Below are 15,545 nucleotides of genomic sequence, written 5' to 3'. Positions count from 1 at the left end.
ATCTGCAAATTTATTGTTTTTCTTTTACTTTAGCCTTATTTTTAGCCTTTTAAAGTCTTAAAGTTTTCTTAAATGAGCGCACTGTTTTATCTGAAAGAATGTTCTTCTACTAATGACGAAATATCTAAGTTTTTACTTTATGAAGATTCAGATTTTATTGCACTTCACACATTCAATCAGACGAAAGGTCGCGGACAGTACGGAAATACATGGTCTTCAACGGCTGAAAAAAATCTGGCATATACTCTTGCTGTAAAAGCTGAACACTTTACAGTCTCGGATTTTATGTTCAATTATTATACCGCAATTGTCATAAGAGATTTCCTTGCCAATTTGACTGACAGCGATGTGAAAATAAAATGGCCGAATGATATGATTCTTAAAGGTAAAAAAATCGTCGGAATCCTGATTGAAAAGAAAAAATTTAATCAAAATCAATATTTCATTGCAGGAGCCGGATTTAATATTCTTCAGGAAAAATTTGAAATTCCCAATGCAGGATCGCTTTTAACGCAGACCGGAAGAAGTTTTGACCTGAATGATTTCACTTTACAACTTCATGATTTTTTAATCGAAAAACTGAAAAATATTCCTTCGGAAGAGGAAATTCTCAAACTTTTCAATGAAAACCTGTTTCGCAAAGACGAAATATCGGTGTTCGAACTTGAGAAAACACGCCAAAATGGCATCATCAAAAAGGCTGATGAAAATGGTGAACTCTGGATTGATCTTGAAAATGACGGACTACAATCTTTCTATCACAAAGAAATAAAATTACTTTACTGATTCGCTCTTTTAATGTAAAGAAAAGCAGCAAGCGGGAAAAAGATCATATTGGGAAGCCACATTGCCAAAGCCGGCGAAATACTTTTATTTTCCGAAACCACTTTTAAAGCTTCAAAGGAAAATACGAAAACAAAGGCTAAAGAAATCCCTAAAGCTAAATTAATCCCCAATCCGCCTCGTTTTTTCTGTGAAGAAAGCGACAACGCCAAAAACGTAAGAATAACGATGGAAAATGGCATCGAAGTTCTTTGGTGAAGCTCGTTTAAGTGCGCATTCAAGTTGCTGTTACCTTTTTCAGTTTCTCTTTTGATGAATTTTATCAGTTCCGGTGTTGTTTTATTTTGCCCTAAAAGTTCATTGGGGAAAAGCTCTTCCGGATCATGACCGTATTTTTTCTTCAGATCGAAACCGCTGGACAACTTTTCTGTATCGTCTTTATTGATGGTTTTTTCCGTGTAGGAATTCAGTACAAATTCTTTTTTGTCTTTATCCCACGAAACATCGGAAGCCTTTAACTCGTACGTCATTCTTCTATCCTTATCAAACTTCTGATAGACGAATCCCGAACCTCTTTTTTCTCTTTTATTCCATGAATTGATAAAGATATACTCCGTTTTGCTTAATTGCGCAGAAACGGGAGCCGTTCCTAAAACCTTCTCTTTATTGGTTGCATTGTAGGTATAGGCTTCAAGCTGATTTTTCTGAATATTCGCCCAGGGAAGTAAAAAGTGATTGATTCCCAATGACAAAACTGCAATAAACAGCGACGTAAGCAGATACGGTCTTGCAAACCTGTGAAAACTCGCTCCACTACTGATGACGGCAACAATTTCGGTATTATTCGCCATTCTTGAGGTAAAATAAATCACCGAAATAAAGACGAGAATCGAAAGGAACGTCATGACCAGATTCACGATCCAGAAAGGATAAAAATGAATCAGAAAGTACGTAACATTAAGTTTTGGATCCAGCGCCGTTGCATTTTCAATTCTTGGAATTTTCTGCTGTACGTCGATCACCAAAACAACAATAGACAGCAATATCAGCATGAAACTGAATGTTCCAAGGTATTTTCTAACGATATATCGGTCTATTATTTTAAGCATTTTACTGCGTTTTTATTTTTAATTATAATCTCTGACGAAGAATTGGAACTACAGAGTTTTTCCACTGGTAGAAATCTCCTGCTATAATATGTTCCCTTGCCACTTTTACCAAATCCAGATAAAAAGCTAAATTATGAATGGAAGCAATTTGTTTTGCCAGATATTCTTTAGAAACAAACAAATGTCTTACATACGCTTTAGAATATTCTCTGTCTACGAAACTTGTTCCAAATTCATCAAGAGGCGAAAAATCTTTCTTCCACTTCTCGTTTTTCATATTCATTACGCCTTTCCATGTGAAAAGCATTGCGTTTCTGGCATTTCTTGTCGGCATTACACAATCCATCATATCAATACCTAGACCGATGGATTCCAGAATATTCCACGGAGTTCCCACTCCCATTAAATATCTCGGTTTTTCTTTTGGCAGAATATCGGTAACCTCATCAGTAATTCTGTACATTTCCTCTTCAGGTTCGCCTACCGAAAGACCACCGATTGCATTTCCTTCAGCTCCGGCTTCCGCAATGACTTCTGCGGAAATTTTTCTTAAATCGGAAAAAGTAGATCCCTGAACAATAGGGAAAAGTCTTTGCTTGTGACCGTACAATTCAGGATTGTTTTCCGTCCATTCAATACATCTTTTTAACCAACGGTGTGTAAGTTCCATGGATGTTTTTGCCTGATTGTATTCGCATGGATACGCCACACATTCATCAAAAGCCATAAAAATATCGGCCCCGATCTGTCTCTGGATCTCCATGGATTTTTCGGGAGAAAACATATGATAACTTCCGTCGATATGAGATTTGAATCGGGCTCCTTCTTCAGACATTTTTCTGCTGCTTGCCAGTGAAAACACCTGAAAACCTCCCGAATCCGTAAGAATCGGCAGATCCCAGTTCATGAATTTATGCAAACCTCCTGCTTCCTGCATGACTTCCATCCCCGGACGAAGGTATAAATGATAAGTATTTCCCAGAATAATCTGAGCTTTGATATCTTCTTTTAATTCTCTCTGGTGAACTGTTTTTACACTTGCAACCGTTCCTACAGGCATAAAAATAGGCGTCTGAATCTTACCGTGATCTGTGGTAAGTTCTCCCGCTCTTGCCTTTCCCTCAGAGGTTTTTTCTATATTAAAAAACTTTTGCATCTTAAATTATCTCGATAAAGCAGGAGGATTCTGAAGATTTCCTGATTTATTTTTTTTATCCTTTACATACTGATCCGCTTTGGGATCTTTCTTTAATACTATTTTCTGGGCATCATCTGCAATACCGCTCATCTCTTCCTTCACCACATAATATTTGAAGCTTTCCACAAAATCCTGAGATTTTACATTATGTGTTTTCAGGATATATCTTGTTCCTGCCTCCAGATTCGTGTTGGGATACATGAAAGTTGCCTGATCGTTAATGGAAAGATCAGCCAGAATTTCTGCCATCTGATCTTTCGGGATCAGATTTTTAGGCTTATCGATGTAGTCTCCGCATGAAAACAGACACATCAGAACGAAAATGAAGATCAGTTTTTTCATAATCTGTTGATGATGGATTTCCATTTTAAATTTAAAACTCCAAAAACCGCTTCATGAATGATCCCGCCATTCATTTTGCTTTCTCCCAGAATTCTGTTGGTAAAAATAATAGGAACTTCTACAATTTTAGATCCTTTTTTAAAAGCTCTGAATTTCATTTCGATCTGAAATCCATATCCTTTTAATTTTACGTTATCCAAACCGATTTCTTCCAGAACCTTTCTTGAAAAACAGACAAAGCCTGCCGTAGTATCATGAATCGGAAGTCCCAAAACAAAACGAACATATTTTGAAGCAAAATAAGACAGTAAAACTCTTCCCATAGGCCAGTTTACCACATTTACTCCTTTGGAATAACGGGAACCGATTGCCATGTCTGCTTTTAAACAGGCTTCATAAAGCTTAGGCAGATCATTCGGGTTGTGCGAAAAATCGGCATCCATTTCAAAAATATAATCATATTTATTTTCGATCGCCCATTTAAAACCATGAATGTATGCTTTTCCCAAACCATCTTTCACCTTTCGTACCGACAGATGAAGATAATGAGGATAATTCTTCTGCAACTCCTTCACCAAGTCCGCTGTTCCATCAGGAGACGAGTCATCCACTACCAAAATATGAAAGTCATCTTCCAATGCAAAAACTGCGGAAATAATATTTTCAATATTTTCCTTTTCGTTGTAAGTCGGAATTATGACCAGTTTTTTCATTTCAGTTTGCAAAGATAGTTTATTTAACCTTTTTATTTTATACAAAATAATCTATAATTTTGCAAAAAAATTCCGTTGCCTTTATCACAAACATTTATAAATCATGTAAGAATACCTGAACATAACGATTGGGTAATCTTTATATTGTTGGGCTGTATCTTTTTATACCTTTTTATGATGAACGTCGTAGAAAGAGAAGCCAACCTGAAAGATTTTCTGCTTCAAAAATATTTTGATGCCAGTAACAACCTTCCGAGCTGGGTAATCACTTCCTGCGTTATTACACTCACGCTTTCGGTTTTAATTTCCCAGTATATTCCCGTAGTTCCAAAATATGTTGCCGATCTTCAGATTTTGGGGTATCAGCTTAATAAATTTGGCTTTTGTTTAATTGCGATCATATTTTTTTATGCAATAAAATCAACTTTAGGATTTTTATTTTTCCAAAGCATTGGCGACGGAAAGAAATGGACTGTTTTTTATTTTACCTCTACAAAATTTTATTTTGTCCTGTCTTTTTTGTTAATAATTTTATGTGTAACCCACTATTATTTCCCGATCGACAGAAATAAAATGTTTTTATATTACATTTTCTTTTTCTCTTTTGTATTCATTTTCAAGGTGTTTTTCTATTTATTTCACAAGAACAACATCTTACCTGAGAAATGGTATTATAAATTTTTGTATATTTGCACGCTCCAAATCGCACCCATTTTGTTGCTTTGGAAACTATTGTTTTTTTAATAACTGTCAATGATGAGAATAAAGTCTATATTGGTTTCTCAACCAGCGCCAAGTGAGTCGTCTCCGTACCTGGAAATTGCAAAGAAGGAAAAGATAAAGATTGATTTCCGCCCTTTCATCCACGTCGAAGGAGTTGACAATAAAGAGCTTAGAACACAAAAGATCGATCTTACGCAATATACCGGAATTATTTTCACGAGTAAAAACGCGATCGACCATTACTTCAGATTAGCTGAAGAGCTTCGTTTTTCGGTTCCTGATACGATGAGATACATCTGTCAGTCCGAAGCCATTGCGAATTATCTTCAAAAGCATATTGTGTACAGAAAAAGAAAGATCAGCTTCGGGGAAAAGAATTTCTCGGATCTTCTTCCGCTGTTTAAAAAATTCCCGAGCGAAAAATATCTTTTGCCATCATCAGATGTTTTAAGTCCGGATATTACCAAAACAATGGAAGCTTCTAATGTAGACTGGAAAAGAGCAATCATGTACAGAACAGTTTGCAGCGATCTTACAGACATCAATGTAAAGGATTATGATATGCTGATTTTCTTCAGTCCGCAGGGAATTAAATCTCTACAGCAGAATTTTCCGGATTTCAAACAGGAAGAAACAAAAATCGGCGTTTTCGGTGCAACTACTTCAGCAGCTGCAGAAGAAGCAGGGCTAACAGTAGATTTAATGGCTCCTACAAAGGAAACTCCGTCCATGACTATGGCATTGGAAAAGTATATTAAAGCATTACATAAATAAGTTTTTAATATAAAATATAAAGCAACCGTCTTTTCTTACCGGAAAGATGGTTTTTTTTTAACTAAATTTGAACAAGAATTAATATTGAATGGAAGCTCCAAAGGCAAAAAAAATAGAAAAAATACTTGAAACACACGGTGATAAAAGGTTAGATCCCTATTTCTGGCTCAACGAAAGAGAAAATCCTGAAGTGATACAATATCTTGAAGAGGAAAATGCATATGCAGATTTCATCATGAAAGATACAGAGTCTTTTCAGGAAGAACTTTTTGAGGAAATGAAAGCCCGTTATAAAAAAGACGACGAGTCTTTACCTTATTTCTTTAACGAATACTGGTATATCGTTCGTTATGAAGAGGGAAAAGAATATCCTATTTTCTGCAGAAAATACCAAAGTCTCGAAAACGAAGAAGAAATTATTCTGGATGTAAATATTTTGGCAGAAGGCGAAAATTATTTTGAGGTCGGAAGTGTTGCTGTTTCTCCAAACAACCAATTGGCATCATTTTCAACAGATAATGTGAGCCGAAGAATTTACACCATTAAATTCAAAAATTTACAGACTGGCGAAACACTTCCTGATGAAATTGAAAACACCACAGGAAAAGCAGTCTGGGCAAATGATAACGAGCATATTTTCTACATCAGAAAAGATGAAAGTTTAAGAGCTTTTCAGGTGTACAGACACAAGCTGGGAACAGATTCTTCGGATGACGTTCTGATTTTCCATGAAAAAGATGATACATTCGACGTAAATGTTTTCAAAACCAAATCTCTGGAATATATTTTCATTGCCAGTTCGAGTACCATTTCGGATGAGCACAGATTTATTCCTTCGGATGATGTTTTCGCAGACTGGACGATTATTCAGCCCAGAATAGATGATCTGGAATATTCGGTTGAACATTACGAAGATGAATTCTACATCATTACCAACGCAGACGAGGCTTTCAACTTTAAAATTGTAAAGACAAAGATCAATAACTGCGGAATAGAAAACTGGGTAGATGTAATTCCTCACCGTCCGGAAGTTTTACTGGAAGGTTTTGAGATCTTTAAAAACTATCTGGTTCTCGAAGAAAGAGAAGAAGGTCTTTTACAAATCAAGATTATTGACGAAAAAACGCAGGAATCGCATTATCTGCCATTTTCAGATCCTACCTATACTGCTTACATCGGAGTAAATCTGGAATTTGATACGGAAGTTCTCCGCTACGGCTACACTTCTCTTACACAGCCAAGTTCCACTTACGAATATAATATGAAGGAAAAAACCACAAAGCTTCTGAAACAGCAGGAAGTTTTGGGTGGAAAATTCTTTGCCGAAAATTATATTTCTGAGAGAATCTGGGCAGATTCCAGAGACGGAAAAGCGAAAGTTCCCATTTCTCTGGTTTACCATAAAGATACCCCAAAATCTGCGGATACGCCTTTACTTTTATATGGTTATGGAAGTTACGGACACACTGTTGATGCAAGTTTTTCGAATGTAAGGCTTTCTATTTTAGACAGAGGTTTTATTTATGCAATTGCCCACATCCGGGGTGGAGAATACCTGGGAAGAGAATGGTATGAAGACGGAAAAATGCTGTTTAAGAAAAATACATTTTTCGATTTTATTGATGCCGGAAAATTCTTAATTAAAGAAAATTATACTTCCTCAAAACATTTGTACGCGATGGGCGGAAGCGCAGGAGGATTACTGGTGGGAGCGGTAATGAATTACGAACCTTCTCTCTTCAACGGAATTGTAGCACAAGTTCCTTTTGTGGACGTTGTAACGACTATGCTGGACGAAACCATCCCTTTAACAACCGGAGAATACGACGAATGGGGAAATCCGAATGATGAAGAATATTATCATTACATGAAGGAATATTCGCCGTATGATAACGTGGAAGCTAAAGATTACCCAAATCTATTAATTACCACAGGATTACACGATTCTCAGGTACAATACTGGGAACCTGCAAAATGGACCGCAAAACTGAGAGAACTGAAAACGGATAACAATATCCTGATTTTCAAAACAGACATGAGCGCAGGGCACGGCGGAGCGAGCGGAAGATTTGAATCTTTGAAAGAAGATGCTTTGGAATATGCTTTCCTGATGAAACTGGAAGGTAAAATATAGGGATTATGTTTATTTTCCCGAAAAAACAGAATAAACAATAAAAAGAATTGATATATAATGAACGAAGCGGAATTATGGCAAAAAATAGAGCAATTCTTTATTGAAAATTTCGATACAGAAAAAAATGCTCCGATAGAAACCTACCTTTTTCTGATCGGACTTCAGGAACTGGGAAGCGGACAGCAAAAATACACAAAAGACGATAAGGTAAATCTAATCCACATTGCAGTGTGCAGATTACTGGAACCTTTCGGATATTATAAATTTTCGCATTACGATGACGACGGATATCCGCATTTTGATAAGCTGGAAGATCTTCCGGAACTGAAACCGAACGAACAGCAGCTTTTAATGAAAAAAGCAATTATTCAGTATTTTCAGGATGAAGAAATACTTTAGAAATAAAAAAAGGAGAGTAAATTTTTACTTTCCTTTTTATTTTATACACGGTGTTTATTATAACAAAAATTAAAAATTTATAAAAAAACGTTAAATAACGCCTTTTTAAGAAAAATTACACAATTTATTGGCGCGTTTTTTGTTTATCAAGTCATAAAATAATTAATTTTAACACTCATTATTTCAAAAACGATTAAAATAAAGTAAATGAATAATAAGTTCATCCCAATAATTTCTGTGTTTATGACGATCTCTTTGATTGTATTCGTTACACTCCAGTTTTATTGGCTGAAAAATTATTACGGAGCACTGGAACAGGAGTTTTCCAATAAAGTGTATTCCGCACTGGAAAGTACTTCCAAAAACATGGAAGAAATTGAAGTAGACAAATATTTAAATATAGATAATAAGGATTTCAGAAACAATATTTTAGCAAACAGCGATCAGCCTACTTTAACCACGATTCAGCAGGTAGAAGATTCCGGAACGCAGAGACAGATTATTTACTCTAAAAATATTATCGAAAAAAGTCAGCTTCCGATTTCCAAACAGGGAGATTCAATCAAGCTTACAAAATTGTATTCTGACGAAGCCGCCTATAAAATAAAAAGAGACACCACGAAACGCGAAATCCTTACCGCAGATATTAATCAGGATCTGGAAAACGGAGATTATGCGATGAAGGAATATGCAAAGATTATTGGAAATAATTTACCGATTAGTAAAAGAGTTGACGCTAAAATTTTAGATTCTGTTATTTCCAAAGAATTAAAAATCAGAGGGATCAGCGCAAAATTCGGTTATGGAATTATTGATAAAAACAATAACCTAACTAAGGTTTTTAATAAAGATTATAAAGAAAAGAAAGACAACAATACATATAGTTATCCACTTTTTACAGACCAAAAAGAAAGGACGCTGTACAGTCTTGCTCTTGTTTTTCCGAAGAAAGATTATTCTCTTGCAATGAACAACTGGCCGATGCTTTTGGGAACATTTCTTTCGCTGCTTACCATTTTGGGAATTTATATTATTTCCATTAATTATATGATGAGACAGAAAAAACTGGCAGAAGTAAAGACAGATTTCATCAACAATATGTCTCACGAGTTCAAAACTCCTCTGGCAACGATTTCTGTAGCAACAGACTCTTTGGCGAATGATAAGATTGCAACCAATCCGGAAAAGGTAAAATACTATTCGGAACTGATTAAACAGGAAAATCTGAGGATGAAAAAGCAGGTGGAAAATGTTCTGAATATGTCTAAACTTGAGCGTAATGAGGTGAAATTATTCCTGAAGGAAACCAACGTAAGAGAACTGATCAGAAGAACGGCAGAATCTTTCAGCCTTATTGTAAAGCAGAGAAACGGTACGCTGAGAGAGGAATTTAATGCAACGAATTATAATTTTAAAATTGATGAATTCCACATCTCGAATATGCTGGTAAACCTTTTGGACAATGCCAACAAATATTCGCCGGAAACGCCGGAAATCTCTATTAAAACAAGAAATGAAGGTCATTTTTATGTAATAGAAGTTTCAGACAAAGGAATGGGGATGGAAACCCAGAATAAAACGAAAATTTTCGAAAAATTCTTCAGGGAAGAAACCGGAAATATTCATAATGTAAAAGGACAGGGTTTAGGATTGTCTTATGTAAAAAAGATTGTGGAACTCCATAAAGGACAGATTATTGTAGATTCCCAAAAAGGAAAAGGAAGCACATTTACAATAAAGCTTCCGATGGCATAGATAAAATTTTTATCCAATAAACAAATATTAGAAAAGAGGAGAATGACTTGTTCATTCAAAATTATTAACGATTAATAGTTACAACTATGAGCAACAGAATATTATTAGTAGAAGACGACCAGAGTTTTGGGGCAGTGCTGAAGGATTATTTAACGATAAATAACTTCGAAGTTACTCTTGCTACAGACGGAGAACAGGGGTTGAAAGAATTTACGGAAAACGAATTTGATATCTGTATTTTCGACGTGATGATGCCTAAAAAAGACGGTTTTTCATTAGCAGAAGACGTAAAAAAAATAGATAAAAATACACCGATCATTTTCTTAACTGCAAGAAATATGAGAGAAGACATCTTGAAAGGATATCAGTTGGGAGCAGATGATTACATCACAAAACCATTTGATACCGAGCTTCTTTTATATAAAATTAAAGCAATTCTTCAGAGAAGTTCCACCTTAGAAAATGAAGAGCAGGAACAGTTCAAGATCAGCAATATTTTCTTTGATTCTATGCTGAGACAACTGAGAGTTGGTGACAACGAATACAAGCTTTCTCCAAAAGAAAATGAACTATTGAAGCTTCTTTGCATCCATAGAAACGATTTCATGCCGAGAGACTTAGCACTGAGAAAGATCTGGAAAAAAGAAAACTATTTTACGGCAAGAAGTATGGACGTTTATATTGCTAAGCTTCGTAAGCTTCTGAAAGACGACGAAGGACTGGAAATCATCAACGTACACGGAGAAGGATTCAGGCTATTAGTTAAGAATTAATTCTAAAAAACGACTATTATTATAAAATTAGCAAAGCATTTAAAAATGTTTTGCTAATTTTGTTTTATATGAAAACTACATTGTTGGGCATACTTGCCATTTCTATATTTACTGTATCGTGTAAAAAGGATGAGAGAGCGACTTATATCAAAGAAGAAGCCGGAGTTCAACAGCCTGCTGTAGCTGTTAATCAGACTCCTAAAGCTTCTATTCTTGATCAGGCGGGAATTAAAACAACAACAGGATCGGGAACGTCCACCGTTACTTCTCCGGGAATGAATCCACCACACGGTCAACCCGGTCATAGATGCGATATTCCGGTAGGACAGCCATTAAATTCTGCTCCTGCACAACCTCAACAGGGAACTCAGAATGTTGCGGTAAATGCTCCGCAGGGACAGACCATTCAGATTGATCCGAATTCTTTACAACCCGGAAAATTTGCCGTAAACCAAAGCGGAAAAGCAAAAGCCGTTAAAACTCCGAAAGGGATGAATCCGCCTCACGGAGAACCAGGACACCGATGCGACATTCCGATAGGACAGCCTTTAAACAGTAAACCTGCTCCAATTCAACAGCCTGTACAGCAGAATATGGCACAAAACACTCCGACTCCGGCTCCGACACCTGCTCCAACAGGTCCGAAACCGGCGGTAAATCCTCCGCATGGAGAGCCTTGGCATGACTGTGCGAAGAAAGTTGGAGAAGCCCTGTAAGAATTATGCTTATTTACGACGTCAGCCAGAACATAGGTGAAACTATTCATGAAGATTTTCTGATGGATAGTCTTAATCGATGCATTAAGCCACATCATCATAACTTTTTTGGTCTTGAATATCATGTCTCCGTAACATTGCGGGACAAGACGTTTCTTCCCTGTGTGACTTTAAGACATCTGGGAAAAGCGATACAATTACAGTTTGAAAGACTGCACAAAACATATTATTCAGGAGTAACTAACACAAACCAATTACCTCAGGATTACGTTCAAAAAGGGATTATTGAAGGCTTGATAGTTCAAGACAATACAGTTTCTCTGTCAGATATTGAGAAGATCGAAAAGTGTAAATATTCTTTTCCCGAAGAATTTCAGAAAAAATTCAGTTTTTACCCCACCCATTACTTTCTTGCTCAATTTGGTGACGGAAGTTTTGAAAATTTTCGTGGCTCCGAAACAGGATTCTATGAGGTTCCCGCTAACAGAGATTTGGAAGATATTGTAGAAATATTTAATTCAACTTTAATACTCGAAAATGGAAATATTATTGAATTAAAAAAATATATGGATTGGAAAAAAAACGAGAAAGAGTTTAAAAGAATTCATTTGGGAAACCTTTTTTCGCCTGCTATTTTGGAGGATATGAAGAAAAAGATTTTGAAGATAAATTAGCCAAAATCCGAATTAATTTTAGAGAATAACCATCATCATTAACATTTTTCCTACCTTTGTATGGTGAAATTTATTCAGTTTATATTCGTTATCTTTTGTCTGGGAATCTTTCTGATTCCTAAAGATAATTTCTATGCACAGAATATGCAGGAAAACTGTTGCAAAAAAGATTCTGAAATGAGCTGCTGTAAAAAAGATCATTCTCAAAATTCCAAAAACAATCATCACGAAAAAGAGCAGAAATCAAATTGTAACGACGATTGCTGTTCAACGTGTTTAGCCTGTTATACTTTTATAGAAACTCCTTTTTCAAAGAGTTTACAGTTAGAATATTCGTATTACAAATCGAATAAAAATTCACAGTTCGAATATTCTGATCCTTATCTTTCAAGCCGTTTAAAAGAAATCTGGCAGCCCCCGAAAATAGCTTAATTCAAAGCGAAATACAATATCAGTTTACCAGCATAACAATGATTGCTTGTGTTATCTGATTATTACATGGCTATATTCAAGCTTCAGTTAATTTAAATTTTAAACAAAATGAAATTATATATTTCCAGGATTATTCTTGGTGTATTCTTATTATCCATACAATTTATTTTTGCCCAGAATCTTTCAAAAAACCAGTTCAAAGTAAAAGGAAACTGTGAAATGTGCAAAGAAAGAATCGAAAATACCGCTAAGAAAGCAGGCGCAAAAAAAGCAATCTATTCAATTGATTTACAGGCATTAACCATTGAAACAGACAACAATGCTTCTTCTGATGAAATCTTAAAAAAAATCGCCGAAGCAGGTCATGACAATGAAAAATTCAAAGCCTCTGCTGAAACGTATGAAGATCTTCCGGAATGCTGTCATTACACCAGAGATTTACAGCCACAAACCATTGAAAATCATGCTAAAAAAGAAAATGAGTTTTATGTGAAAGGCAATTGTGAATCCTGCAAAGCAAGAATTGAAAAAGCCGCAAAAGATGCAGGAGCAGATTCCGCAGAATGGGATGCCGAAAGACAAATTGTAACGCTGAATTTTGATTCGAATAAAACATCATCAGACAAAATTTTGAAGAAAATTGCGGAAGTTGGGCATGATAACGAGAAGTATAAATCCAGCGACAACACGTATAAAAATCTGCCTTCATGCTGTCTTTACGATAGAGAAATTCCTTTTGGAGAAGCAAATCCGAAAGTTCATGCGGAAGAAGGAAATCCTTCTGCTCACAGTGATCACGCTGATCATAATGCAGCCATTGAAAATCACGGCAGTCATGAAAAAAATATTGAAGGCATTACGGTAAACGGATCAAAAGCAGCAACGTCTTTAAACAAAAAAGAAGCAGGACTTATTTTTAATATTGATAAAAAAGAACTCCTGAAAGCAGCCTGCTGTAACCTTTCTGAAAGTTTTGAAACCAATGCAACGGTTGATGTTTCATTCAGCAATGCCGTTACAGGAACAAAGCAACTGAAAATGTTAGGTTTAGATCAAAAATATACGAGCTTAACAAAAGAATTACTGCCCGAAATCCGAGGATTGGCTTCCGCTTACGGGCTGAGTTTCATTCCCGGAAGATGGATTGAAAGCATTCAGCTTACCAAAGGCGGAAGTACCGTTACGAATGGTTATGAAAGCATTACAGGACAAATAAATACAGAACTTCTGAAGAATGCCGAAAAGCCGGAAACTTCACTGAATTTATTTTCAGATTTTAACGGAAGAGCAGAAGCCAATATCACCAGTGTTTCGCCCATAAATGAAAAATGGTCACAGACATTTTTACTGCACGGAAACGGAACTTTCGGAGATACAGATATGAATGATGACGGATTTCTGGACAGACCGAAAGGAACGCAGTTAAATGCAGCTTATTTACTGAATTACAATGATCTGCAAAAGTCAGGTTTCGGTTCACATTTTGGAATTAATTTCATCAAAGACGAAAGAACTTCGGGACAGACCGGATTCGATAAAAAAATGCCACAGGAAAAACAATCGCTGTACGGAGTCGGAATTGACATCTCCAGATTTCAGGTTTGGAATAAAACAGGGTATGTTTTTAAAGGAAAACCTTACCAGAGTCTTGGCTGGATGAACCAGTACACTTTTCATCAGCAGGACAGCTTTTTCGGACTGAGAAATTACTCCGGAAAACAGCAGACGTACTATTCCAATTTAATTTTTGAAAGTATCTTGGGAAATACCAATCATAAATACAAAGCCGGAGCAAGCTTCATGTATGATGGATATGACGAAAACTATTTAACCTCAGCCATCAAAAGAAACGAGATTGTTCCGGGAGCTTTTGCGGAATATACTTTAACAGGTTTAAAATACACTTTGGTTGCCGGAGCAAGAGTAGATTTCCATAATCTTGCCGGAACGCAGTTCACGCCGAGACTGAATTTTAAATATGATTTTACACCACAGACGATTTTGAGACTTTCCGTAGGAAGAGGTTTCAGAACGGCAAACATTTTTGCCGAAAGTCAGCAGTATTTCGCATCTAACCGATCCATTCAGGTTTTACAGAACGGAGGAAATATTTATGGTTTAAGACCTGAAATTGCATGGAATTACGGAGCGAGTTTACAGCAGGAATTTAAACTTTTCGGAAGAAAATCTACTGTGGTAGCGGATTTTTTCAGAACGGATTTTCAGGATCAGGTGATGGTGGATCTGGACCGGTCTCCTCAACAATTAACTTTCTATAATCTTGAGGGAAAGTCTTTTGCCAATTCTTTCCAGACTCAGTGGGATTTCGTTCCTTTCAGAAATTTTGAAGTGAGACTGGCTTACAAATATTACGATGTTCAGGCAGATTATCTGGATGGAAGACGTGAAGTTCCTTTCATGGCGAAACACAGAGGTTTTGTGAATCTTGCCTACTCTACCAACAAAAACAGCAAAGGTGGATTCTGGAGTTTCGACACCACACTGAATGCAGTCGGAAAACAGAGACTTCCCAATACTTCATCGAATCCTGCGGAATTTCAGCTTCCTTCCTATTCCGAATCTTATGTTGTTTTAAATGCGCAGATTTCAAGGAATTTCAATAAGAAAATCAGAGCCTATTTAGGTGGAGAAAATTTAACGTCCTATTATCAGAAAAATGCCATTGTTGATGTTAAAAATCCTTTCGGAAATTATTTTGACGGCGGAATGGTATATGCTCCCATCATGAAAGCTAATTTTTATGTGGGACTGGATGTTACTTTTTAAGTTTTAGGATTTGAGAGTTTGAGTGTTTTTGAGTTATTGAGTTATTGAGTTGGAGTTGTAAGCTGAAAATCAGAATTAATATTATTTGCGCTTAGTTTAAACCATCAAGATTTCTGTTAAGGAGTTTAGAATAGTAAGATGAGCTTCGCTTTTTAGATTTATGCTTATTAAAATCAATTTGATTTTCTAAACTAAACTTAACCTCTTAAATTCTCTTAATGGTTCAGAAAATT

General features: G+C 36.0%; 15 protein-coding genes. 11 read left to right on the top strand and 4 right to left on the bottom strand.

Annotated elements, in window-relative coordinates; all coding sequences use genetic code 11:
• Positions 1 to 72: 72 nt before the first annotated feature.
• Positions 73 to 786 (top strand): biotin--[acetyl-CoA-carboxylase] ligase, encoded by a 714-nt coding sequence (locus KKI44_RS15535; protein ID WP_214588199.1) that lies wholly within the window; start codon positions 73 to 75, stop codon positions 784 to 786.
• Here KKI44_RS15535 and KKI44_RS15530 read toward each other — a convergent pair.
• From KKI44_RS15530 to KKI44_RS15515, 4 genes are read right to left on the bottom strand one after another with little or no spacing between them, the layout of a single operon-like run.
• Positions 780 to 1,892, bottom strand: a complete 1,113-nt coding sequence (locus KKI44_RS15530; RefSeq protein ID WP_214588198.1) for an LptF/LptG family permease — start codon at positions 1,890 to 1,892, stop codon at positions 780 to 782. The genes KKI44_RS15535 and KKI44_RS15530 overlap by 7 nt on opposite strands.
• A gap of 22 nt (positions 1,893 to 1,914) precedes the next feature.
• The gene (gene tgt, locus KKI44_RS15525; RefSeq protein ID WP_214588197.1) at positions 1,915 to 3,048 is read right to left on the bottom strand and encodes a tRNA guanosine(34) transglycosylase Tgt; all 1,134 of its coding nucleotides are present in this window, start codon (positions 3,046 to 3,048) and stop codon (positions 1,915 to 1,917) included.
• A 6-nt stretch (positions 3,049 to 3,054) separates the two neighbouring features.
• On the bottom strand, positions 3,055 to 3,432 hold the full coding sequence (locus KKI44_RS15520; RefSeq protein WP_214588196.1) for a DUF4296 domain-containing protein: 378 nt from the start codon (positions 3,430 to 3,432) through the stop codon (positions 3,055 to 3,057).
• Positions 3,429 to 4,145 carry a polyprenol monophosphomannose synthase gene (locus tag KKI44_RS15515; RefSeq protein ID WP_214588195.1) on the bottom strand — a complete coding sequence of 239 codons (717 nt, stop codon included), beginning with the start codon at positions 4,143 to 4,145 and terminating at the stop codon, positions 3,429 to 3,431. Before KKI44_RS15515 ends, KKI44_RS15520 begins: the two co-directional genes overlap by 4 nt.
• Positions 4,146 to 4,319: 174 nt before the next feature.
• On the opposite strand from KKI44_RS15515, the gene KKI44_RS15510 reads away from it, so the two are divergent.
• The 10 genes from KKI44_RS15510 to KKI44_RS15465 all read left to right on the top strand — a co-directional run bounded on the left by KKI44_RS15510 (position 4,320) and on the right by KKI44_RS15465 (position 15,312).
• Entirely contained in the window at positions 4,320 to 4,889 is a 570-nt protein-coding gene (locus KKI44_RS15510; RefSeq protein ID WP_250902078.1) for a DUF4271 domain-containing protein, read from the top strand.
• 12 nt (positions 4,890 to 4,901) lie between these two features.
• Entirely contained in the window at positions 4,902 to 5,642 is a 741-nt protein-coding gene (locus tag KKI44_RS15505; protein ID WP_108411599.1) for a uroporphyrinogen-III synthase, read from the top strand.
• An 88-nt stretch (positions 5,643 to 5,730) separates the two neighbouring features.
• On the top strand, positions 5,731 to 7,776 hold the full coding sequence (locus KKI44_RS15500; RefSeq protein WP_214588193.1) for a S9 family peptidase: 2,046 nt from the start codon (positions 5,731 to 5,733) through the stop codon (positions 7,774 to 7,776).
• A gap of 57 nt (positions 7,777 to 7,833) precedes the next feature.
• Positions 7,834 to 8,175 (top strand): hypothetical protein, encoded by a 342-nt coding sequence (locus KKI44_RS15495; RefSeq protein WP_214588192.1) that lies wholly within the window; start codon positions 7,834 to 7,836, stop codon positions 8,173 to 8,175.
• Positions 8,176 to 8,382: 207 nt separating this feature from the next.
• Positions 8,383 to 9,930: a sensor histidine kinase gene (locus KKI44_RS15490; protein WP_214588191.1), complete on the top strand. Its 1,548-nt coding sequence runs from the start codon at positions 8,383 to 8,385 to the stop codon at positions 9,928 to 9,930.
• Positions 9,931 to 10,016: 86 nt separating this feature from the next.
• Positions 10,017 to 10,703: a response regulator transcription factor gene (locus tag KKI44_RS15485; protein ID WP_027380477.1), complete on the top strand. Its 687-nt coding sequence runs from the start codon at positions 10,017 to 10,019 to the stop codon at positions 10,701 to 10,703.
• A gap of 68 nt (positions 10,704 to 10,771) precedes the next feature.
• Entirely contained in the window at positions 10,772 to 11,419 is a 648-nt protein-coding gene (locus KKI44_RS15480; protein ID WP_214588190.1) for a hypothetical protein, read from the top strand.
• A 5-nt stretch (positions 11,420 to 11,424) separates the two neighbouring features.
• Positions 11,425 to 12,093, top strand: coding sequence for a hypothetical protein (locus KKI44_RS15475; RefSeq protein ID WP_214588189.1), 669 nt, complete (start codon positions 11,425 to 11,427; stop codon positions 12,091 to 12,093).
• A 60-nt stretch (positions 12,094 to 12,153) separates the two neighbouring features.
• Positions 12,154 to 12,525, top strand: coding sequence for a hypothetical protein (locus KKI44_RS15470; protein ID WP_214588188.1), 372 nt, complete (start codon positions 12,154 to 12,156; stop codon positions 12,523 to 12,525).
• A gap of 108 nt (positions 12,526 to 12,633) precedes the next feature.
• A complete protein-coding gene (locus tag KKI44_RS15465) occupies positions 12,634 to 15,312 on the top strand; it encodes a TonB-dependent receptor domain-containing protein (RefSeq protein ID WP_214588187.1) in 2,679 nt (892 codons plus the stop codon).
• The last annotated feature ends 233 nt before the right edge of the window (positions 15,313 to 15,545 follow it).

The organism is Chryseobacterium sp. ZHDP1 (genome assembly GCF_018603435.1).
Lineage (GTDB): Bacteria > Bacteroidota > Bacteroidia > Flavobacteriales > Weeksellaceae > Chryseobacterium > Chryseobacterium indicum.
The sequence above is the reverse complement of the archived record's forward strand: the minus strand, read 5'-3'. Positions and strand labels throughout refer to the sequence as shown.